Genomic DNA, 21,780 nt, shown 5'->3' with positions numbered 1-21,780 from the left:
GGAGAGGCTGGGGGATTTTAATACGAGCGTGAAAAATCCCCCTTAAATCCCTCTGGAGAAAAGGAGGACGTTGATAGTCTATTGCTTGCCCTATTGCTTAACCTGTTGCTTAAGTTACTACCATTGCTTCATGGATCTTCAGCTATTTTTTCTGATATGCTGTGTGTCTGGCTATTTTTCCGCTCTACCTGCCAGGGTTTATTCGTCCAAGTTTCCGAGTAATTGTATTCCTTATCGGCATGGCAGGAAGGGGAAATCAGCCAATCAGCTCCTGGCAGAGGAAGAAGATACGGAGAGCGGAAAGGAGGAGTGGTAGAGAAAGGGACGAGGATGAAATTCAGAAGGAAGGTGAGAAAGGAGATGAGGAGGAAAGTGAAGATGGAGGCTTGGATTTCCGAAGTATTGTTAAACAAGTTCTGAGTGACAGGGAAAATGCCGGGGATTTTTTTTCAACTACCTTCCTGCGCAGGTTCAGGCTATAGTGGACATGAAGGAGGGGAGTGTCGCCAATGATGCAGGGGTAGACTATGCAAGAAAGCGTTTGCAAGAAAGAGATCAGCATAACGAAATATCTGTAGGTAATGCTGTAATAGCAAAGGTCCTTGTCCTTGAATTCGACAAATGAGCGTTAATTACCCACAAGAGTTAAGCTACTGAAGTCTGAAAATATCGAGCCATGTATTTTCAGCAGGGGCTATGCTAAGTACACTGCACATTAAATACGCGGACAGTCAGGCTCGACCAAGAGATCGCGTATTGATGCTATGAACAGATATTGATGCTATGAACAGATGAGATATGAAGGTGAAGAGCACGTGAGGAAATAGAATTTATGGCTCTCTTCACTCCCCTCAAAATAGACTCTTGAGGGGAGTGAAGAGGTGATATGCTCAAAAAACGATTTACGCTCAATAAGCGACACCCGCTCAATAAGAGCGGTCCACACTAAATAACCGGGGTTGTTAATGTTACCTGGAACTTTCCAGTCTGAAGCACTACGGCGGTACCCGAAGTGAGAGTGTAATCGCCGGATATTTCGGTAGCAGAAAGCAGGGTTGCAACCATTTCGACATTGACTAATTTACCGCCTGCGAGACCATTCGATCCGCTCAGGGTTATCTGGCCGTTAAGGTTTTCTCCCGTTACAGTTACCAGGGTTGGAAGGACAAGGTTACCGATAAACTGGACATAACCGGAAATTGAAGTTGTAACCACCGGATCGACAACAAGATTAAGGGTCATGCTCCCGGAGGCGGTTCCAGTGCTCCAGAGTCCCTGCCATAATCCTGCCTGCTCAGCCAGCCCATATCTCAGGCCGCCAAGGCCGTAGAGTCCGCCCAGCAATCCCAGGCCGTACCCGCCACCGTAGAGGCCACCATACAAGCCGCCGTACAATCCACCGTAATAGCCGCCATACAGTCCGCCATACAAGCCACCGTACAGCCCGCCGTACAGCCCCCCGTAATAACCGCCGTACAGCCCTGCACCATAGAGGCTGCTGCCATACAGGCCATAAAGTCCGCCGTACCCATATCCTCCTAAACCGTAGCCGCCATAAAGACCGCCATATAAGCCAACGCCATACAGCCCGCCGTATAAGCCACTGCCATACAGCCCGCCGTATAAGCCGCCATAAAGACCGCTGGCGCCATAGCTGCTCGATAAACCGCCTACGCTATAGCTCGTATAATATGCCTGTGCGGTTGTCAGAGGAATTATCGTGAAGGTGCACAAAAGAAAACCAAGAATGATCAGCAGGTATGTTTTGGCAGTAAGCTTCATCATGTCAATCTCCTTCCATCCTGGTTGAGCGTATAAGAAACTAAGCGCCTAACCTCACTAAACCGTTAAGAATAAGAATATGATTAAGAAAAAGAAAATGAGAATGAACTGGTACAACCGCGCGAAAAATTCAGTCATCTCTTGGTGTGAACTTCCCGTTGTCACTATGAACTTCCCTTTATCACAATGAACTTCCCATTGCCGTTATGAGCTTTCCTGTTTCGTTCCATAAAAGAGAATGCCAAGCTACCCAATCGGTCCGGTTATGGAATTTGATACAGAAACTATTTTTCAATATTGATACCAGCATAACAACACAGGGCGGGCGGCTGGTGGATATTGGCAGCATAATTTTAAGTTACTCCTGGAATTTCAATGAGTAAAAGGTAATTCGAATTATATACCGGGGATAGTTGAGATGTCCTCATGGTGCTAACCTTGTCATAAAAAGTATTAAAATACCGGTGTAATATTTATAGATACATCCAGCCCGCCAGGGGCCCCTTGCTTAAGCCTGATCTCAACTTCAAACATTCAAACGGACAATTGTCCATATTATTATCCCCTTTTATGATTATTTGACCTCCGATTTATTTGACACCATTTAGCTATATCTGCTATTATTTAATATATTACTCATATTCTATATATTAATAATTTTTACATTTTTATGTATAATTTTTATCACCAGCCTTATCGCCGGACCCTTTTCCCCTGCTTTCATGGAAATGAAGCCAGCAGAGATATAAGAGAGGGAATGAACAATCATCAGGGAAGGGGGCGTGATGGGCTTTCCCGCGACCTGTACTGAGAGGCTATTCCAAGCATGAGGATACATTAAAAAATGAGAATACGAAAACGAGCATCCGCTATCCTGGCGGCAACCATTACCCTGACTTTTATCCTGACCTTTATCCTGATCCTGACCTTAACCCTGACTGTAGGCTTTTTGATTCTTGATTCTCCCCCGTGCAGGGCGGAAAAGTTTGCTGATCTCTCCATCGGCGGATCATTCAGCACAGATGAAAATCTAACCATCTCGGCCCCCAGGGAAAAAGCTACCGGAAAGGTAAGCTTCAGCAACTCCTTTATCGTCGGATACCGGCTCGGATACTGGTTCGAGAGTCAGCGGTGGGCGGGGGTTGCTGTGGATGCATCCCTGTTCAGGCAGGATATTGATGATGATGGGAGTCTGGAGGTCATCCCGGTATCCACTCTGCTTATGCTCAGGCTGCCTCTCCTGAAAAGTCATGCCCATCCCAGGGGAGCTTTCTGGCCTTATGTCGGCCTGGGGCCGGGCATCTTCTTTTCATCTATCGAATATGAGGTCGCGGATTCAGATATCCCTGCCCTGTTAGGGAAACGTATTTCCGGGACTTATTCCGACCGTGAGGCAGATATCGGCCTCGATGCACGCGCAGGATTTGCCATAAGGCTTCCCCGGCACATCGCCATATTCTCCGAGTACCGGTATACCCGGTTCGATCCGGATTTTAAAGAGGATGTTCTGGGCGTGAAAGTTAACCTGGCAACCGAGCTTAAAACCCATCATCTGCTGTGTGGTTTCACCTGCTTCTTCTGAACAGCGGGAAAGCAGCGGGCGAAGAGGAAAAATTATCTTTGAGCTTTTTCGAGGACTTTGACTTTATCCAGGACTTTTTCCAGAGAAGGAGATTGGTTATGAAGTGCCTGTGTGTCAAGGCATTAGCTGTTTTTTGGATTGGCAGTCTGCTTATTCTTGGTTTTGGCGGCTGCGGCGGCAGCAAAGATTCAAAATTCGTCATCTCGGATACCGGCAGCCCCTCTGTCCCCGCTGGCAATAGTGGCAGTGGCGGCAGTTCCGGTCCGCCGGGAAAGCCCTGCTCCATCGAGTTTGTCGAGGCCGAACCTTCAACCATTGCCCTGAAGGGCACCGGCGGGCCTTCCCGTTCGGAAATGTCGGTTCTCACCTTTAAAGTAGTGGATGAGAATAACACCCCGGTCCCGGGCCAGACGGTCAATTTCACCCTGTCCACAGGAATAGGCGGCCTCTCATTGGCCAATCCCGGCGGTATTTCAGATTCAGAAGGACTGGTTCAGGTTACGGTGAAGGCGGGTACGGTACCCACGCATATCAGAGTCCGCGCAACCCTGTCCAGTAATACTGCAATTACCATAGACTCGGATGCACTTGCAGTAAGCACCGGCCTTCCTGACCAGAACAGCGTCTCCTTAGGCGCTGAAATCCTGAATCCCGAAGCATGGAACTATAACAATGAGGAAGTTCCCATAATATTTCAGGCTGCCGACCATTTCAATAATTTTGTACCCGATGGAACGATCGTTTACTTTACTACCGAGGGAGGTTCGATCATCGGCTCCGCTCCCGTGCAGAGCGGGGTTTGTACCGTGACCTGGCGCAGCGGAAATCCAAGACCGGCGGATGGACGGATTACCATTTTAGCCTTCTGCATCGGTGAGGAAAGCTTTACGGATTCAAATACCAATGGATTATTTGATCCGAACGATCATTTTATTCAATCTACTGATCTTGCTGAACCATTCCGTGACGATAACGAAAACGGGGTGTTCGATTCCGGAGAAGAGTACTGGGATTATAACGATAATGGAAGGTTCGACAGTGAACCGAATCACCAATACAATGGGTGCTTATGCTCCGAAGCTGCACAAGCCGCGAGCTTATGCACCGACGAGCTGGTCTATGCTCAGGCATCTCTCGTTCTCTGTATGTCGGGCAGTTTTGCAGACATTACTTTCTCAAAAACGGATCCAGGCTCGCCCCTCTTTGACCCGAATGTGGATGGAGTGGATAAAGTGGATTTACGGGAAACAGGCTATGGAACGATTTGGGCTTCCATTGCCGATTTGCACGGCAACCCCATGCCCGAAGGGACAAAAGTTGCGGTAAAAACAACCAATGGCAAGATTATTGGCGAAAGCTCTTTTACTGTTCCCAATACCAGCCTGCCTGCGCCGTCGAGATTCCCGATAGTATTGGAAGCAGTGCCGGGGGACGGTATCGATACAGGTATGCTTACGGTTGAAGTGACGACACCCAAGGAAAATAAAAGTACAAATTACCTTATTGTTGTTGACGGCGGCATCACACCGGGAGTAACTCCTCCGGGAGAAGCGTGCTCCATCGAATTTATCTCCGCCGAACCATCAGCCATTGCCCTGAAAGGTACCGGTGGCCCCTCCCGTTCCGAAATATCGGTCCTCACGTTCAGGGTGGTTGATGAGAATAACAAGCCAGTCATGGGTCAGAATGTTGATTTCAAGCTGTCCACAGGAATAGGCGGCCTCTCACTGTCAGATCCCAATGCTGTTTCAGACTCGGAAGGGCTGGCCCAGGTAAGAGTAAACGCAGGCACTATGCCTACTCATATCAGGATACAGGCAACCCTGACCAGTGATCCCTCGATTACCATAGTCTCGGATGAGCTGGTGATATCCACCGGCTTTCCTGACCAGAACAGTATTACCTTAACCCCTGAATTTTATAACCCCGAAGCGTTATATTACATCGTAGATGTTCCCATAACATTTCAGGCTGCCGACCATTTCAATAATTTCGTACCGGACGGAACCATTGTTTATTTTACCACCGAAGGGGGTTCAATTGATGACTCCTGTACCTTATCAGATGGAGAATGTGAAGTAACCTGGCGCAGCGGAAACCCGATACCGGCAGATGGCCGGGTTACGATTCTGGCCCACTGCATTGGCGAAGAGAGCTTTATTAACAATAATGCCAGCGGGCTCTTCGATGGGGGAGATCAGTTTGATTTATCCACTGACCTTGGTGAACCATTCTGTGACAATAATGAAAACGGAAGGCGCGATCCCGGCGAAGAGTATTGGGATTACAATCATAATCGAACATTCGATGGAGAGCCGAACGGCATCTATAATGGAACTCTGTGCTCCGAGGAGGCAAGAATTGATGGCAAATGTACCGATGAGCTGGTCTATGCACAGGCATCTATGGTACTTGTTATGTCGGGAAGCATTGCAGATATAACATTCTCGCCGACATCAGTAGATTTACAGGGAGGTGTGACCTACCGGAATGTGGCAATTTACCTTGGCGATGAGAATAAAAACCCTCTGCCGGCGGGGACAATGGTATCAGTAAATACAACCAATGGAGAGATTGTCGGCCCCAGATCATTTACCGTACCGAATACCAACCACTGGAATCCCCCGGATCCGCCCACGCATTTTACCGTAACAGTATGTCCCAGCAAAGATAACAAAACCTGGGGCATACTGACCGTCGAAGTGACCACTCCCCATAACGTTGTAACCACTGAGTGTATTGAGGTGACAGATGATAATTAACTTCATGAACAAACCTTAGTGGTTCTCTCGCTAAGGGAACTCATGGATAATAATTTACCCATAGTTACCTTGATGAAGGTGCAAACCTTTACTCCCTCGCCCCTTGAGGGGTTCAGGGGCGGACAGTTTTATTTTTTCTTCTTTTATGAACGATATTGCTCTCTGGGGGGAGTATCTTCAGATAACAATATTGCCTCTACAAAGAGAGGAAGATATTGTTTTGGTTCACCCCCACCTAACCCCCCCTGCCACAGGGGCTCCCTGCCTCAAAAGGGGGAGGGATTATGAGGAGCATTCGCTCCCTTATAGGGGTAACAACACCCTTGAGGGGGAGAGGGCTGAGGTGAGGGGATGTGTCTGATAAGGCAAAAAATTCCGACCCTTAACCTTTCTTCTCACAGAAGCTAATGATATTTAACTTCAGGTTACTAGCCACAAAAGCCCCTCACCCCAGCCCTCTCCCCAAACTGGTCATTGCACACCCGAGACACCGCAGGTGTCAGGGGCAATGCTCTTATGCCCTCAAGGCAAGGCTACTGCCTTCTGCGGCGGCACCCACAGTATGGGGTAGCCGCTTTGGATTGCGGTGGCACGATACCGCTTTCCTTACTCATGGACTGAAGGTGATCTGGCAGCCACCTTCCTTGCGCATGGCTCAATACTTCCGCTTTTGAGAATAGCCCGGTTTATCGTAATACCCATTGCCCCATTGCCCTTTTGTGGATAGACATTATACTGTGGGTGCCGCCGCAACTGCCCTGGGCTCAGTGTTTATAGACGAGAGCTGTCCTCCTCCATGAGAAAGGCATCGACCACCTGTATTCGATAGTCGCTAACGGAAGAGGGTGTGGCTGCTTTTTTGCCCCACCAAATACCGCGTGCGATCTCTTGGTCGAGACTGACCGGCTGCGGATTTATCGCCCCGTGTACGCTGCTCCACAGCCAGAATGAGCTCGCCAAAAAGCCGGAATGGTTCTTGCCATATTGAATATATCGTAAGTATGATCAATGAACTATTGTCTATATAAAAAACAGTTAAAGGAATTAATTGGCCGCATATTTATAACTTGCCATTATAAACTATACAAGGAGGAAAATTTATGAACAGGATGAAGTTTTCCCTCGTATTCGTTCTCGGATTATTCCTGCTTTTGGTTCTTTTCCCGGCAGACTCCCCGCTTCGTGCCTACTACGGAGGGTCTGTTTACGGTGGTGGTGGATATTATGGGTTGAACTGGCCATATGTCTCCACTGGCTATGGCTTTGGGGCATACCCATACACCAATGGTGGCTCCGGGACCTGGGGGAATTCTCTCTGGCTGTCACCATATTCAGCATATCCAGCATATTCATACAGCCCTTACCAGAGTAATTTTAGCTACTACTCTCCGGTGCAGTCCCCATTCAGTTGGTATACTGGCGGCTATACCGGTGGCTATACCGGCGCATACACCAGCCCCACAATCAGCCTGTTTCCCTTCAGTCAGGCAGGATGGGGAGCAAGTCTCACCCCCTCCTGGGGAGTCTCCTCCTGGTTATCTCCGGCAGGCACCGGCAATGACGGGGGAGTTTATAGTCCTTTCGATTACTGCCAGATTACCGACCAAAACTCGCCAGCACCTGCCATTTACCGCAAACCGGCAATTTACCTGTATCCCCTCAAAGATACTCAGGTAAGCGTCAAACTTGATGTTGCTGGAGAGATCACGAAAACCATTCCCCCTTACCATGACGGCTGGTGCGTGCTGGCAACTGCGGATGGCACCATAACTGATGAGAAGCAGGGAAAGCACTATGACTATCTCTTTTGGGAAGCGAATACCGATCTCAATGCATTGGAATTGCCGGATGAAGGATGGGTGGTTGCGCGCCCTGATCTGGAAGCGTGGTTTAATAAATATTTGCCTAAGCTTGGGCTGAATCGGAAAGAGAAGGAGCAGTTCATGGAATACTGGCTGGACCAGCTCCAGGGGAGCAGCTACTATGAGATGAAGCTTCTGAGCAGCTCATTTCTGGCAGAGCACGCCAGGCTGACTATCACTCCGGCACCTGATACTTTGATCCGGGTTATCTTCCACTTCACCCCTCTGAATGAGTATCGGGAATTGGCAGCCCCGGCAATCGAGACCCCGGATAGAAAAGGTTTTGTCGTTCTTGAATGGGGTGGCATACTCAGGGAGGGAGAAGGGGCGATATCATAATAGGTTGCCTTTACCCGCAAATCGTATACCGAATGCAAAGCCGAACCTTAAGCAGCCTTTTGAATTCAATAATCAATCGCCTGCCCATCACAGATAGTGCAGCTTCAATGCGGGTAAGCTTGGAGGGGTGACGCGGATCAAGAAGGCGTGGGTAATGGCTTCAGGGAAGTCGGAAAATGTAACCACGGACCCACCCTGTTCTCTATCCGGCGTCAAGGTTGCATAATAAACAAATCCCTGTATGTCCCTGTATGGATGATTGTCTCCTATAGATTTTAAGATCATAAAGCTTCAAGCCAAGCTGATCCAGCATACCGCCCAGCGTTCCGGTTTTAAGAGCCTATCCGAAAAGTCCTGGGAGACCGAGCCATTATTGGAGTCATCCCCACTTTTCGGATAGGTACTTATTGGCAAGCTGAATGGCGGAATCATAGACTTTATCGTAGGAGGATTGATAACTATCCCATTTTATCAGTGGCAAGACTGCTTTTGTAAAATCTTCACGACCTTTGCGATAAATATAATCCCCCTGATCTTCCTGAGAGCTCTATCTCAAACCTGAGCGGATTTGGACTTGCCCAGTTTCTTGAACAGTTCCATTGCCCAGAGCGGGAATGACGAGATAGCTAAGACCAGAACCCAATCGAAGAGTCCGAGGGGCTGGGTCTTGAATATCACCTGCAGGAATGGTACATATACAGCAGCCATCATCAAAAGGAAGGATATCCCATTGGCGATGATAAGCTTCTCATTGGTGAAAAGCCCGATCGTAAACAGGGATTCAGTCATGTTCCGGCAATTGAAGGAATGAAAAAGCTGCGAGCAGGACAGGACGACGAAGGCCGCTGTTCTGGCCTGGACAAGGCCCTCTTTTTCAATAAACAGAACAAAGCTGAAGGCAAGCAGACTGCACAGGGCAATAAAAGAGCCCTGAAGCAGAATTAATAATCCCTGGCTTCTGGTAATTACCGACTCATTGGCAGGACGGGGCGGCCGCTTCATACTGTTTGGGTCAGCCGGGTCAACGCCCAGAGCAAGAGCCGGCAGCCCGTCAGTTACCAGATTGACCCACAGGATATGGATCGGCAGCAACGGCACAGGCATCCCGGCCAGTGAGGCAACAAGCATGACCAGGATCTCGCCTGCATTACAGGAAAGCAGGTAGTGGATAAACTTTTTGATATTGCCATAAATGCCCCGTCCCTCTTCAACCGCTGCCACAATCGAAGCAAAGTTGTCATCCGTGACAACCATATCCGCAACCTCTTTGGTGACATCGGTTCCGGTTATCCCCATAGCCACACCGATATCGGCCTCTTTAAGCGCCGGTGCATCATTGACCCCGTCACCGGTCATGGCTGCAATATCGCCGCGTTTTCGCCAGGCGCGGACAACCCGTAATTTATGTTCCGGAGAGACGCGGGCATAGACAGCGATTTTTTCCACGTTCTGATGGAGCTCATCTTCACGTAAAGTGTCAAGTTCATCACCGGTCAGGGCGAGTGAATCTTGGTGAAAAAATCCTAACTGACTGGCAATAGCCACCGCAGTATTCTTGTGGTCGCCGGTAATCATAACCGTTTTGATGCCCGCTGTTTTACACTTGTGGATCGCTTCTTTGACCTCTTCCCTGGCCGGATCGATCATGGCCACAAGTCCAAGGAATACAAGGTCCTTTTCAATTACCCTGGCTTCATAGTCCGTCGGGGCTGTATCGAAATTCCGGTAAGCCAGGGCCAAAACCCGCATGGCCTGATTAGCCATATCAGTGTTTACCTGGAGTATTTTCTTCCGGTCATGCTCCTCCAGTCTTCTCACCGTGCCATTTCTCTCAAGAGCGATGCAGTCATTCAGCAGGATATCAGGGGCCCCTTTTACAAAGGCCACAAATCCGCCGTTACTGTTTTTACACACCATAGTCATTTTTTTGCGGTCAGAATCAAAAGGGATCTCTTCAACCAGAGGGAATTCCTCCTCCAGCCTGCTTTTCCACAGGTCCAATTTAGCTGCGGCTGTAAGGAGAGCCCCTTCTGTCGGGTCCCCGACTATTTTATATTGACCCTGATCTTCGGCCAGGTGTGCTCCGTTGCACAGTGCCCCGCAGGTGAAAATTTTATTCAAGTCCGGATAATCTGCAGGAATAATGGGGTTATCCCCGATAAGAAATTCCCCCCGGGGGGCATATCCAATCCCGGTCACCCGGAAAAGGACATCACCTGCAAAAACCTCCTGAATGGTCATCTCGTTTTTGGTCAGGGTTCCGGTTTTATCGGTACAGATGACTGTGGCCGATCCAAGGGATTCCACGGATGGAAGCTTCCTGATGAGCGCATGACGCCTGACCATCCTCTGAACACCGAGGGCCAGAGCTATCGTTACCACTGCCGGAAGCCCTTCCGGTATTGCGGCCACGGCCAGACTCACTGCCGTAAGGAACATATCGAGCAACCTGCCGCCGCGAAGGATGCCGAGCAGAAATACGGCCCCTACCAGCCCAAAGCACAGATAGACAATCCACTTGCCAAACTGCTCCAGCCTCTTTTGCAAAGGTGTTGATTCGTGCTCGATCTCCTGAATCATACCGGCGATTTTGCCAAGCTCGGTCTGCATGCCGGTCTCGACAACTACGGCCTTTGCTTTGCCCGAGGCAACGGAGGTCCCCAGGTAAATCATGTTCGCTCTGTCAGCCAGAGGAATTCCCTTTTCCTCAAGGGCAAGATGTGTCTTGGCTACCGGATTCGATTCGCCGGTCAGACTTGCCTCCTGGGTGGCAAACCCGGAGGTTAATGACACCAGACGACAGTCGGCAGGCACATTATCGCCTGCTTCCAGCGTAATCAGGTCTCCGGCGACAAGATCAGCGGAGGGCACAATCATCTGTTTCCCGTCACGGATGACCTTGGAGCTGGGACTTGAGAGTTTTTTTAAGGCAGCCAGAGACTTCTCGGCCCGGTATTCCTGGATAAAACCCAGGATAGCATTGAGGATGATAATCACCACAATAGCCAGAGCATCGACCCATTCCTTTAAAAAGCCAGAGACAAGAGCCGCGCCTATCAGTACCCAGACAATGAAATCCCGAAACTGTTCAAGAAATATCCATAAGGGGCCAGGCCCTTTTTTCTCCTGTAACTGGTTGGGACCATACTTGTCCAGTCTGATTCCGGCCTCCTGCTGACTGAGCCCTGAAAGCAGGTCCGTGGTCAGCAGGTTTCTCAGCTCGTTCGTATCCAGTTGCCACCACTGCCTTGTCATAGTAGGGTATTCCTTTCTCAAGAGAGTCCGGTTGATCCCGTAAACAAAAGAGGGTAAGCAATCATTTGAATCACGCTGTTGCTTACCCTCTGGTTTTCAGGCTTATGTTCATCCATAATGAATCAGCCTAAACCGATCCTTGTACCTTATCCTTTTTAGCTGACTTCTGGGCTTTATCCATAGCGGCGATTTTACTGGTAGTCGCTTTTGCTCCGTGGGCTGCCATCCTGCTGCTGCTCTCGGCAGCGGAAGCGCGTTGTGCTCTTGCTTTATCCTTATCATGGATCCACAGCGCAACAGGGCTGGCAATAAAAATGGTGGAATAGCAGCCGGTGATTACCCCGATAACCATACAGAAAGCAAAGTCATTGATCACCTGCCCGCCAAACAGATACAAAGAAGTAGCAACGAAAAAAGTGGTCAAAGCTGTCAGCAGGGTACGTGCCAGACACTCGTTGACCGAGGTATTGAGTATGTCGGAGAGAGTATTCCCGCCTCGTTTCAAGCGAATGTTCTCGCGGACGCGATCGTAAATAACGATCGTATCGTTGATGGAATATCCGATAATGGTCATTAATGCCGCCAGCACGGTCAGGCTGAATTCCCTATTGGTCAGCGTGATTGCACCTATGGTGATGAGAACGTCATGAGCCAGGGCTCCAATGCCACCTACCGCAAAAGCAAAGTCAAACCGGTACCAGGCATAAATTAAAATGCCCCCCAGGGAGAGGATCAGTGCCCACAGCCCCTTTGTCCGCAGATCCGATCCCACTTTTGGACCAACCATCTCCACCCGTCGAATCTCGAATCCCTGATTCGGAAAAACCTTGGCAAGAGACTGTCTGATCCCCTCGCTTAATCCTTCGAGGGAACTGGTTGTCTTCTGCAGACTGATAAGAACCTCGTTGTCAGTCTTGGATCCAAACTGCTGGATGGAAACATCCCCAAGATTAAGCTCTCCGAGTGCCTGGCGGATCTTGGCCAGGTCAACGGCCTCTTTCAGAAATTTAACCTGCACGATCGTACCACCGGCAAAATCAACTCCAAATTTGGGGCCTTTGACAGCAAGGGAGATCAGGCCGATGATGATCAACAGAGTCGATCCCAGAAAGGCCCACTTCCGGTTCCCCATGAAATCATAATGTGCATTTTTAAATAATCTCATTCTTAATCCCTCCGTTTCGGCTAACGTATGGCTTAGCTTAGATACTGAGCTTCGTAATTTTTCCTTTCAGCAGGAACCAGTCGAAGATAAAGTGGGTCAAAACCACGGCGGTAAATACACCACTGATTAAACCGATACTTAAAGTCACTGCAAATCCTTTCACTGGCCCGGTACCAAAGATATAGAGAATTATGGCAGCGATCACGTTCGTCATGGCAGAGTCCCAGACCGCGGAAAATGCCTTGTCATACCCCGCTGAAATAGCGGCACCGGCTGTCTTCCCCAGGTCGAGTTCTTCCCGTATTCTCTCAAAGATAATAACGATATTATCCATAGCCATACCAACCGTCAGAACAATTCCTGCAATACCGGGCAGGGTAAGCGTAGCCTTGAAAGCAGCCATGAAGGCCAGAACGATCAGGACATTTAAAAATGTGGCAATGTTGGCCACGATACCGGATAATTTGTAATACATTATGGTAAACAGGATAACCAGGGCTGTTCCAATGATAAAAGAGATAATTCCCATGTGAATGGAATCCTGTCCCAAAGAAGGACCAACGGTTCGCTGTTCCAGAATCTCAACCGGAGCCGGAAGCGCACCTGCCCGCAGGACAATCGCCAGGTCTCTGGCCTCTTCATCGGTGAAGTTACCGGTGATCTGGGCTCTGCCGCCGCCGATTTTCTCCCGGATTACCGGCGCCGAGTAGACGTTATCATCCAGGATAATGGCCAAACGCTTGCCCACATTTTCTCCGGTAATCTGCTCAAACAACATGGCCCCGAATTTATTAAAGGTCATGCTGACATAGGGCGTGCCATACTCGCCCGGCTGGATCCTGGCGTCGGTTAAAAGGTTGCCGGTCATGAGAGCATTACTCTTCAGGAGGTAGGGCTTTTTCACTACCTGGCCGGTGACTTTATCGCGGGATCGTTCATATAAAACCTCGCTTCCCTCGGGAACCTGGCCCTGGAGGGCCTTATCAATGCTGTGTTCCTCATCTACCAATTTAAATTCCAGTTGAGCCGTTTTCCCGATCAGGTCAATGGCCCTTTGCGTATCTTTTATGCCCGGCAGTTGGACAAGAATCCGGTCCTCTCCCTGTTTGGCCACCATCGGTTCCGCAACGCCAAACTGATCGATACGGTCAGTGATGGTTTTTTGGGCCTGATCAATCGTTGATTCACGAAGACGGGTAATCTCTGCCTCTTTAAAGGTCAGTAAAAATTTTGTCGATGACCCCTGGTAAGGATGAGTTATCGTGAAATTAAAATAGTCGTTGAGAATTTCCTGAACCTTGGGCACAAAATCGGCTTTTACTACATTCAACTCAATAGACCTTTGATCGATCCGTTTGATATAATCATAGACTGCGCCTTTTTTCTGGATATCGTCCTTCAGCGCACCCACTGTCGTCTCAAGGGTATTTTCGATAGCCTTCTCCAGTTTTACTCCCAGGACCAGATGCATGCCCCCCTGAAGGTCGAGCCCCAGGTGAACTTTATCCGTCGGCAGAGGTTTCTTCCACCAGTATGGGAGCTTTGATCCCAACAGTGAAGGCATGACGTATATTACTGATACCAGGATAATAATAGCTATAAGCCAGAATCTCCACTTCAGGTTACTTTTCACCTTTGTCCTCCTTACTTGGTTCGATTATTTCCACACATTAATAAGCTGAAAATGTGGAGGGTTTCTTATGAATTTGTCATAAAATCAATGCGGATTATGCAGCAGCTCAGAGCAGCTTGTTTTCATTGATAATCAATTCAAATTCACAAGAGAGCACCTTAGCTGCCTTTCGACAAATGATCATTCTTGATAAAAAAATTTCAAAATATTCCATGACTTGCGAAATTTCGGTATTAATTTTAATCATCAGTGAGATAGTCCGGTTCTTTTTTGAAACCTGTATATCGGATTTTTCGGCCGCATAATTAACCCGGTCGTGGATATCAAAGTTGATAAACCGCGTAGTTCTGACACGGGAGCGGTGAACATCCGATTTATCCGCCAGAATGAGGGCAGCAGCAATTTCGCTGGTCGGCTGTCCGAACTCTTCCTCATGATTGCCGATGGCCTCCATGATCCCGACAATTTCCATGCTTGGCATCCCCATTTCCGAGAGAATACTGTTGGCGATAATCGCTCCCGACTGACCATGATTTACCCGGCCGCATACATTGCCGATGTCATGCAAGAATCCAGCCACACCAGCCAGGCGGATGAGGTCCTGATTATAGCCTAACGAGCGCAATATTTTCTGGCTGAAAGCAGCGGTCGTGGTTGCGTGCCGCAGACCATGCTCCGTATAGCCAATCCCCTCAAGATGCTTATCTGCCCGCTCCAGGTAAATCCGGACCTTGGGATTATCTTTCAAAACCTTCACGTCAATGACGGGCTGCAAACATGACCTCTTTTCAGGTTCCTTCTTCCCTCTTCGTGGCAATAGAGCTTTTCGTTACGTCAATCTTTACCTTGTCCGCGATCTGCAAACTGACTACATCATCCGTGATGCCAAGGATCACGCCGTAAATGCCGCCGATAGTAATAACCTTATCTCCCTTCTTCAGATTGGCCCGCATATCCTGCAGCTTTTTCTGCTGCTTCTGTTGAGGACGAATCAGGAGAAAATAGAAAATGATAAAGATGAGGATCATGACAACTACCGGAGCACCACCAAAACCTGCGCTTGGCTGCTGACCGGCCGGTGCGTTCGCAGCCATGGCCAAAACTCCGTTAAGCATAAAAGCTCCTTTTCAATCTCATGTCAACAACTCTTTTTAACTCTCATGAGCCTGTGAATGCAGAAAACTTTGCCAAAAATCAAAAAAACGTCCTTCCCTGATGGCTTCCCCTATCTTTTTAACAAGCTGAATATAAAAATAGAGGTTATGGATGGTATTGAGCATACAGGCCAGAATTTCCCCGCTGATAAACAGATGCCTCAGGTAAGCCCGGCTGAAATTCCGGCAGGTATAGCATCCGCACGAGGGATCTACGGGTGAAGAATCCCTGGTATATTGGGCATTCTTGATAATCACCCTTCCCTGCCAGGTAAATAAACAGCCATTTCGCGCATTCCGGGTCGGAATCACACAATCAAACATATCAACGCCAGAGGCAATACAATGGAAAATATCTTCGGGCCTGCCGACGCCCATTGCATACCGGGGCCGCTCTTCCGGCAGGATTGAAGCAGTGAAGGCAGCGATTTCGTAAGCAGTCTCCGCAGGTTCCCCGACCATGAGTCCGCCCAGTGCATAGCCATCAAAGTCCATCCGGAGTAAGGCCACAGCACATTGCTCCCGCAATTTCTGATGAATGCCTCCCTGAACAATCCCAAAGAGTGCCTGTTCCTTGTTTTTCTTCTGAAATTCCTGGCAGCAACGGCTGGCCCAATTTATCGTTAGTTGTATGGATTTCGCTGCATACTCATAATCAGCAGGATAGGGTATGCATTCATCAAGAGCCATAGCGATATCACTGCCCAGAAGCTGCTGAATATGGACAGAATCCTCCGGGGTGATACAATGCCTGCTTCCATCCAGATGAGAACGAAATGTCACTCCCTCGTCCGTAAGATCACGGCTTTGACTCAGACTGAGAATCTGGAATCCGCCGCTGTCAGTCAGAATCGGGCGTTTCCAGTTCATGAATGCATGCAGCCCGCCCAGCGAATCAATAAGCTCTGCCCCAGGACGTAGATAAAGATGGTAAGCGTTTGCCAGGATAATTTCACTGCCGATGGACAGCAGGCTTTCCGGAGTCATGGCCTTGACTGTGGCCTGAGTTCCGACCGGCATAAATGCCGGTGTTTCCACTTTCCCATGAGGTGTTATCAATTCTCCAGATCGGGCTCTCGTCTGTTTATCCTGAATCACCACACGAAATCCGAGTGACAATCTTCCTCCACACTATCTTTTTTCTTTTCTGTACTGATATACCGAAAATTCAATTTGAGAAGGCAGCATGCTCTGAGAAAGGAAGGGAGGGATTTACACCAACCGGGAAAACCGGAAAATTATTCCGGTCTGCTGTCAAACTTCCATTATTTCCTTTTCTTTCGCGAGGGATAATTCTGCGGCTTTCTCTATGTAATTATCTGTGATCTTCTGAATATCTTTTAAGGCATTATGATGTTCATCCTCGGTAATCTCTTTGGACTTTTCCATTTCCTTGAGCTTATCATTGGCCTCTCGGCGAATGTTCCGGATGGCAACTTTCGCATCTTCGGTGATGGTGCGGACACTCTTGGCCAATTGCTTTCGCCGCTCTTCGGTAAGCATAGGTATGTTCAACCGAATAACCTTGCCATCGTTGGTTGGATGGACTCCGATATCGGATTTTAAAATCGCCTTTTCAATCTGATTAAGAACGGTTATATCCCACGGTTGAATGACAAGGGTCCGGGCTTCCGGCACCGAGATCGAGGCCATTTGATTTATGAGAGTAGGCGTGCCGTAATAATCAACCTTGATTCCATCCAGCAGAGAGGCAGACGCTCTCCCGGTACGGACCTGGTTAAATTCCTTCCGCAAATTATCGATTCGCTGAGTCATCTTTTTTTCTATCTCATCATAGATCGGAAGTCGCATTCTTAATCTCCTCTGACAATCGAGCCGATTTTTTCCCCCAGAATAATCCTTCGAATGTTCCCCTTTTCCTTAAAATTAAAAACAATGATGGGCAGGTGGTTGTCCATACACAGTGAAATGGCGGTATTGTCCATGACACTGAGCTGCTTTTTCAAAACATCCATATAAGTCAATTCTTCGTATTTTTCTGCATCCTTGTCTTTCAAGGGATCCGAGCTGTATATACCATCAACTTTCGTGGCTTTCAGGATAACTTCCGCACCAATTTCAATAGCCCGGAGTGCTGCTGCCGTATCCGTGGTAAAATACGGGTTGCCCGTCCCTCCAGCCAAAATGACCACCCGCCCCTTCTCCAGGTGGCGGATGGCCCTGCGGCGAATATAGGGTTCGGCTAACTGATGCATCTCAATAGCTGTCAGAACCCGCGTGTAAATGCCGAATTTTTCCAGAGCCCCCTGCAAGGCCAGTCCGTTGATAACCGTTGCCAGCATTCCCATGTAATCTCCCGAGGTCTTCTCAACGCATTCGACATCTCCTGAAGCACCCCGATAGATGTTACCTCCCCCGATCACAACTGCAACTTCGACCCCTAATTCCCTGATTCCTCTGATTTCCTCCGCTATTCCGGTCACCGTCGAGTTGTCGATACCATAGGCCTTTTCACCCTTCAAAGCCTCTCCACTGAGTTTGAGTAAAATCCTTCGGAAACGCCTTCTATCCATATCCACCATCTTTTCGGATCTTATTCTGCCTGTTCTCCAAGCTCAAAACGGACAAACCGGGAAACCATGATATTCTCACCAAGTTGAGAAATTTTATCCATAATCAGGGATTTGACGGTTCTGGAATCATCTTTAATGAAGGGCTGATCCAGCAGGCAAACCCTGGCGTAAAAACCTTTCTCCATTTTCCCTTCAATGATCTTCTGGAGAATTTCTTCAGGTTTCTTAGTGTCCCCCATCTGGGCTCTGACTATTTCTTTTTCTTTTTCAATGCATTCAGCAGGTATTTCCTCTCTGGACACATACAGTGGCCGGGAAGCTGCAATCTGCATGGAGATATCTTTGGCGAGCTCCTGGAAACCATCTGTCCTGGCTACGAAATCCGTTTCGCAGTTGATTTCGAGCAATACTCCGATTTTTCCAGCCCCATGAATGTAAGAAGTAACAAGCCCCTGCTTGGTCGCCCGCCCCGCCTTTTTGGCTGCGGTAGCCAAGCCCTTTTTCCGCAAGGTTTCGACAGCTTTTTCCATATCCCCGCCTGTCTCTTCCAATGCCTGCTTGCAGTCCATAAACCCGATTCCGGTCTTGGTCCGCAATTCTTTTACCTGTTGAGCCGAAATACTCATTCAATGCCTCCCTCTTGTTCTTGTCAAATAAAATTTACTGTTGAGCAGCGGCACCAGCCTCCTGTTCATCCAATTGCTCATCCTGTTCATTTCGCGCAGCCATCTCAGCGTTAGCCACAAACTCGGCATTTCCTTCGATAACGGCATCGGCAATTTTACTGGTGATCAGTTTGATTGACCGGATTGCATCATCATTACCAGGGATCACATAATCAATTCCCTCCGGATCGCAATTGGTATCAACAATGGCGATGACGGGAATTTCCAGCTTGTTGGCCTCGTTGACAGCAATCCTCTCCCGTTTTGGATCAACCACAAAAATTGCCCCCGGCAGCCTGTTCATATCCCGAATGCCGTCCAGGACCTTCTTCATCTTCTCATATTGCTTGTCCAGCTTCAGGACTTCCCTTTTGGGCAGAGATTCAAAAATGCCGTTGGCTTTCATCTCTTCCAGTTTTTTCATTCGCTCGATACTTTTTCGAATGGTCTCGAAATTGGTCAGCATGCCGCCTAACCACCGATGCCGGACGTAAAACATTTCACACCGCTGACTCTCCTCAACGATAGTGTCCTGGGCCTGTTTTTTGGTCCCCACAAAGAGGATGGTTTCTCCCTGAGAAACGATGGTGCGGACGAATTGATGAGCTTCTTTAAACTTGCGCAGCGTCTTTTGAAGATCGATAATATAAATTCCATTCCGCTCTCCAAAGATATACTTTTTCATCCGCGGATTCCATCTCTTTGACTGATGACCGAAATGGACGCCTGCCTCTAAAAGTTGTTTCATCGATACTTTCAGCAATAAGGTCACCTCCCTGAGTTAAAGGTTAATACCCGTGTTAAATTAAGATATTAGGTTAAATATAGTGACTATAAAATATATCATAGCAGGAAAAGATCTGCAAGGATTATTACGGTAATTGTAAATAAAATCGGCTGTTACACCATCACCTCTGGGGTGAGCGGGAAGACAGGCACAATTTCCTTCCGTTTGGAGAAAAGAGAGGATCATGCCGTAATCCCATCTTCTGCATCCGAAACTTGAGAGAAGTTTTAATTACACCAAATCCATACGTAATGCTCCGCCGCAGGCTGATCGAAGATGATTCTCCGGCGATATAGCGGGTCGGGCAGGAAATTTCTCCGATCCTGAAGCCGAAAAAGATCGCCTGGGCCAGGATTTCATTATCAAAGACAAAATCATCGGAGTTCTCCTCCAGGGGGAGGCTTTCCAGTACCTTCTTGGAAAAAGCCCGGTATCCGGTATGGTATTCGGACAACTTCTTTCCAAGCAGGTAGTTTTCAAACCCGGTTAAGAACCTGTTTCCTATATACTTGTAAAAAGGCATTCCCCCTTCCAGAGCACCATCGCCAAGAATCCTGGAGGCCAGGATAATGTCGTATTGGCCTACGCCGATGAGTGAGGCCATGGCATGGATCAGCTTGGGAGTATACTGGTAGTCCGGATGCAGCATAATGACGATGTCCGCTCCGAGAGAAAGAGCCGTCGCATAGCAGGTTTTCTGGTTCCCGCCATAGCCGCGGTTAGTAGGGTGTTGAATGGTATGACTTAATCCTAATTTCCGGGCTATGCCAAGCGTATTGTCCTGACTGGCATCATCCACTAAAACTACATTGTCCACAATATCAAACGGGATTTCCCGGTATGTCTGCTCCAGGGTCTTGGCTGCATTATAAGCTGGCATGACCACGACAACTTTTTCATCCTGAAACATCTCGACCTCCGAAAGCGGGGCAGATTCATGGTAAAAGGATAGATTCATGGTAAGTATACAATAAGCGCTGAAGATAGGCAATGACAGGAACAGCAATTCTTGGTTTGAAGTGCGAGAATTAGGGTGCCGGTGACAGCCAGATCACGGATGGTGTTCGCGCACCTTCCGGGACCGACTACTTGAGAAGTGCAACAACAAGGGTAACGGTTATACTTGTTTGAGCAATCACAAGACCGACTACCCCTTTAATCAAACTCGATCTGACCTTTTCCACTTCCAGCTTGACTGATTCTATTTTCTTTGGTCAGTTTAAGCTCAACCTCTTTAATTTCTCCCCGTACCTGCTCAATCTCTTTGGTCAGTTTAAGCTCGGTTTCCCGGATATCCCCTTTTACTTCCCGGATATCCTCTTTTGTTGCCAACTCCCGCTTATGGTCGCTTATCAGGGTTTCAATATCCCTTACCGCCGCTTGAGCTTTTTCCTTGCCGAAGGTTCCCGAGAAAATATCGAATAGTTCTATTGCCTCGATGCTCATCTTGTGGCTACCTTTAAATTCCCAGGTTTATTTGCCCGTAAATCCTCATCTATTTCTTCCTTTTTGAATCGGTAAGCATTGCCAACTTTCAATGCTCTTACCTTGCCCTCTTGAACCAATTTAAACAAGGTCTTTTTGCTTGTCTTTAAATACCTTACCGCCTGTTCTGTCGTTAATAGTTCATCTGTTATCATTGTTTATCCCTTTTATTATTTATTTGTAATTAATATTCTTCATACTACACCGTTTGTTATTAACACGTCAAACAAAATATTCACCATCCCGAATCAAACAGGGGTTAACCACGAAACACACGAAACACGCGAAACACGCGAAACACGCGAAAGAAAGACGTGCAGGCAGCGCGTATAAAAGAACTCCTGAAAAGCCAGGGACAGAATGCAGGAGGAAGGAATTGCTTTTATTCTGACTCCTGACTCCTGACTCCTGAATTCTCGTATTAAATGAGGCATCAGAGGTTTTTGATAAAAGCCTCACAGTCATGAGCATCCTTGATCTTCTCCAACCCTCTGAGCAACTGGTTGCACTGAGAGAAACTCAATTGATTCACGGCCACGAGAACACCGCCGGAAACATCGGGGAACTTATTGAAAATAACCTGCTGACATGTCGCTCTGATCTCTTTTTCCGCTTTTTCCCGTTCTATCTCCGCCTCTAACTTTTCCCTTTCCAGCTCTGCCTCTGCCTTCTCTATTCTTTCCCTTTCCCTTTCCATCTCCACCTGTTGTAATTTCTCTTCATATTTTTTAATCACAGGAGCAACCAGAACCTCTTCATAAATCTTTCTGGTGGG

General features: G+C 48.2%; 19 protein-coding genes. 4 read left to right on the top strand and 15 right to left on the bottom strand.

Annotation, left to right across the window (positions count from 1 at the left end):
• Positions 1-945 precede the first annotated feature (945 nt).
• Positions 946-1,785, bottom strand: a complete 840-nt coding sequence (locus AB1611_12025) for a hypothetical protein (GenBank protein MEW6380318.1) — start codon at positions 1,783-1,785, stop codon at positions 946-948.
• An 841-nt stretch (positions 1,786-2,626) separates the two neighbouring features.
• Here AB1611_12025 and AB1611_12020 point away from each other — a divergent pair.
• The 4 genes from AB1611_12020 to AB1611_12005 all read left to right on the top strand — a co-directional run bounded on the left by AB1611_12020 (position 2,627) and on the right by AB1611_12005 (position 8,327).
• A complete protein-coding gene (locus AB1611_12020; GenBank protein MEW6380317.1) occupies positions 2,627-3,364 on the top strand; it encodes an outer membrane beta-barrel protein in 738 nt (245 codons plus the stop codon).
• The gene (locus tag AB1611_12015) at positions 3,340-6,126 is read left to right on the top strand and encodes a hypothetical protein (protein MEW6380316.1); all 2,787 of its coding nucleotides are present in this window, start codon (positions 3,340-3,342) and stop codon (positions 6,124-6,126) included. Before AB1611_12020 ends, AB1611_12015 begins: the two co-directional genes overlap by 25 nt.
• A 145-nt stretch (positions 6,127-6,271) precedes the next feature.
• Positions 6,272-6,487: a hypothetical protein gene (locus AB1611_12010; protein ID MEW6380315.1), complete on the top strand. Its 216-nt coding sequence runs from the start codon at positions 6,272-6,274 to the stop codon at positions 6,485-6,487.
• Positions 6,488-7,226: 739 nt separating this feature from the next.
• Positions 7,227-8,327 carry a hypothetical protein gene (locus AB1611_12005; GenBank protein MEW6380314.1) on the top strand — a complete coding sequence of 367 codons (1,101 nt, stop codon included), beginning with the start codon at positions 7,227-7,229 and terminating at the stop codon, positions 8,325-8,327.
• A 552-nt stretch (positions 8,328-8,879) separates the two neighbouring features.
• Here AB1611_12005 and AB1611_12000 read toward each other — a convergent pair.
• From AB1611_12000 to AB1611_11935, 14 genes are all read right to left on the bottom strand, one after another.
• Positions 8,880-11,582 (bottom strand): calcium-transporting P-type ATPase, PMR1-type, encoded by a 2,703-nt coding sequence (locus AB1611_12000; GenBank protein MEW6380313.1) that lies wholly within the window; start codon positions 11,580-11,582, stop codon positions 8,880-8,882.
• Between the two features lie 127 nt (positions 11,583-11,709).
• The gene (gene secF / locus AB1611_11995; GenBank protein ID MEW6380312.1) at positions 11,710-12,747 is read right to left on the bottom strand and encodes a protein translocase subunit SecF; all 1,038 of its coding nucleotides are present in this window, start codon (positions 12,745-12,747) and stop codon (positions 11,710-11,712) included.
• A 37-nt stretch (positions 12,748-12,784) separates the two neighbouring features.
• Positions 12,785-14,380, bottom strand: coding sequence for a protein translocase subunit SecD (gene secD / locus AB1611_11990; GenBank protein MEW6380311.1), 1,596 nt, complete (start codon positions 14,378-14,380; stop codon positions 12,785-12,787).
• A 106-nt stretch (positions 14,381-14,486) separates the two neighbouring features.
• Positions 14,487-15,155 (bottom strand): phosphohydrolase, encoded by a 669-nt coding sequence (locus tag AB1611_11985; GenBank protein ID MEW6380310.1) that lies wholly within the window; start codon positions 15,153-15,155, stop codon positions 14,487-14,489.
• Positions 15,156-15,168: 13 nt separating this feature from the next.
• Positions 15,169-15,495 (bottom strand): preprotein translocase subunit YajC, encoded by a 327-nt coding sequence (gene yajC, locus AB1611_11980; protein ID MEW6380309.1) that lies wholly within the window; start codon positions 15,493-15,495, stop codon positions 15,169-15,171.
• Between the two features lie 36 nt (positions 15,496-15,531).
• Positions 15,532-16,653, bottom strand: coding sequence for a tRNA guanosine(34) transglycosylase Tgt (gene tgt / locus AB1611_11975; GenBank protein MEW6380308.1), 1,122 nt, complete (start codon positions 16,651-16,653; stop codon positions 15,532-15,534).
• Between the two features lie 135 nt (positions 16,654-16,788).
• Complete coding sequence (frr, locus tag AB1611_11970; GenBank protein MEW6380307.1) at positions 16,789-17,346, bottom strand: ribosome recycling factor; 558 nt, start codon at positions 17,344-17,346, stop codon at positions 16,789-16,791.
• 2 nt (positions 17,347-17,348) lie between these two features.
• Positions 17,349-18,068 (bottom strand): UMP kinase, encoded by a 720-nt coding sequence (pyrH, locus tag AB1611_11965; protein ID MEW6380306.1) that lies wholly within the window; start codon positions 18,066-18,068, stop codon positions 17,349-17,351.
• 20 nt (positions 18,069-18,088) lie between these two features.
• Positions 18,089-18,694 (bottom strand): translation elongation factor Ts, encoded by a 606-nt coding sequence (tsf, locus tag AB1611_11960; protein ID MEW6380305.1) that lies wholly within the window; start codon positions 18,692-18,694, stop codon positions 18,089-18,091.
• 34 nt (positions 18,695-18,728) lie between these two features.
• On the bottom strand, positions 18,729-19,496 hold the full coding sequence (gene rpsB / locus AB1611_11955; GenBank protein ID MEW6380304.1) for a 30S ribosomal protein S2: 768 nt from the start codon (positions 19,494-19,496) through the stop codon (positions 18,729-18,731).
• 145 nt (positions 19,497-19,641) lie between these two features.
• Positions 19,642-20,430 (bottom strand): glycosyltransferase family 2 protein, encoded by a 789-nt coding sequence (locus AB1611_11950; protein MEW6380303.1) that lies wholly within the window; start codon positions 20,428-20,430, stop codon positions 19,642-19,644.
• A 245-nt stretch (positions 20,431-20,675) separates the two neighbouring features.
• A complete protein-coding gene (locus AB1611_11945) occupies positions 20,676-20,966 on the bottom strand; it encodes a hypothetical protein (protein ID MEW6380302.1) in 291 nt (96 codons plus the stop codon).
• Positions 20,963-21,160: a helix-turn-helix domain-containing protein gene (locus AB1611_11940; protein ID MEW6380301.1), complete on the bottom strand. Its 198-nt coding sequence runs from the start codon at positions 21,158-21,160 to the stop codon at positions 20,963-20,965. Before AB1611_11940 ends, AB1611_11945 begins: the two co-directional genes overlap by 4 nt.
• A 278-nt stretch (positions 21,161-21,438) precedes the next feature.
• Positions 21,439-21,780, bottom strand: a 342-nt coding sequence (locus AB1611_11935) for a hypothetical protein (GenBank protein ID MEW6380300.1), incomplete at its 5' end; no start/stop codon positions are given.

The sequence above is a fragment of the bacterium genome (assembly GCA_040755755.1).
GTDB lineage: Bacteria > SZUA-182 > SZUA-182 > DTGQ01 > DTGQ01 > DTGQ01.
Note: the sequence above shows the minus strand (reverse complement) of the source record. Positions and strands in the feature narration are given on the sequence as shown.

Coding starts and splice junctions, on each gene's coding strand:
- AB1611_12025 (MEW6380318.1), bottom strand. CDS start 1,785: ATGATGAAGCTTACTGCCAAAACATACCTGCTGATCATTCTTGGTTTT.
- AB1611_12020 (MEW6380317.1), top strand. CDS start 2,627: ATGAGAATACGAAAACGAGCATCCGCTATCCTGGCGGCAACCATTACC.
- AB1611_12010 (MEW6380315.1), top strand. CDS start 6,272: ATGAACGATATTGCTCTCTGGGGGGAGTATCTTCAGATAACAATATTG.
- AB1611_12005 (MEW6380314.1), top strand. CDS start 7,227: ATGAACAGGATGAAGTTTTCCCTCGTATTCGTTCTCGGATTATTCCTG.
- AB1611_12000 (MEW6380313.1), bottom strand. CDS start 11,582: ATGACAAGGCAGTGGTGGCAACTGGATACGAACGAGCTGAGAAACCTG.
- secF (MEW6380312.1), bottom strand. CDS start 12,747: ATGAGATTATTTAAAAATGCACATTATGATTTCATGGGGAACCGGAAG.
- yajC (MEW6380309.1), bottom strand. CDS start 15,495: ATGCTTAACGGAGTTTTGGCCATGGCTGCGAACGCACCGGCCGGTCAG.
- frr (MEW6380307.1), bottom strand. CDS start 17,346: ATGCGACTTCCGATCTATGATGAGATAGAAAAAAAGATGACTCAGCGA.
- pyrH (MEW6380306.1), bottom strand. CDS start 18,068: ATGGATAGAAGGCGTTTCCGAAGGATTTTACTCAAACTCAGTGGAGAG.
- tsf (MEW6380305.1), bottom strand. CDS start 18,694: ATGAGTATTTCGGCTCAACAGGTAAAAGAATTGCGGACCAAGACCGGA.
- AB1611_11950 (MEW6380303.1), bottom strand. CDS start 20,430: ATGTTTCAGGATGAAAAAGTTGTCGTGGTCATGCCAGCTTATAATGCA.
- AB1611_11945 (MEW6380302.1), bottom strand. CDS start 20,966: ATGAGCATCGAGGCAATAGAACTATTCGATATTTTCTCGGGAACCTTC.
- AB1611_11940 (MEW6380301.1), bottom strand. CDS start 21,160: ATGATAACAGATGAACTATTAACGACAGAACAGGCGGTAAGGTATTTA.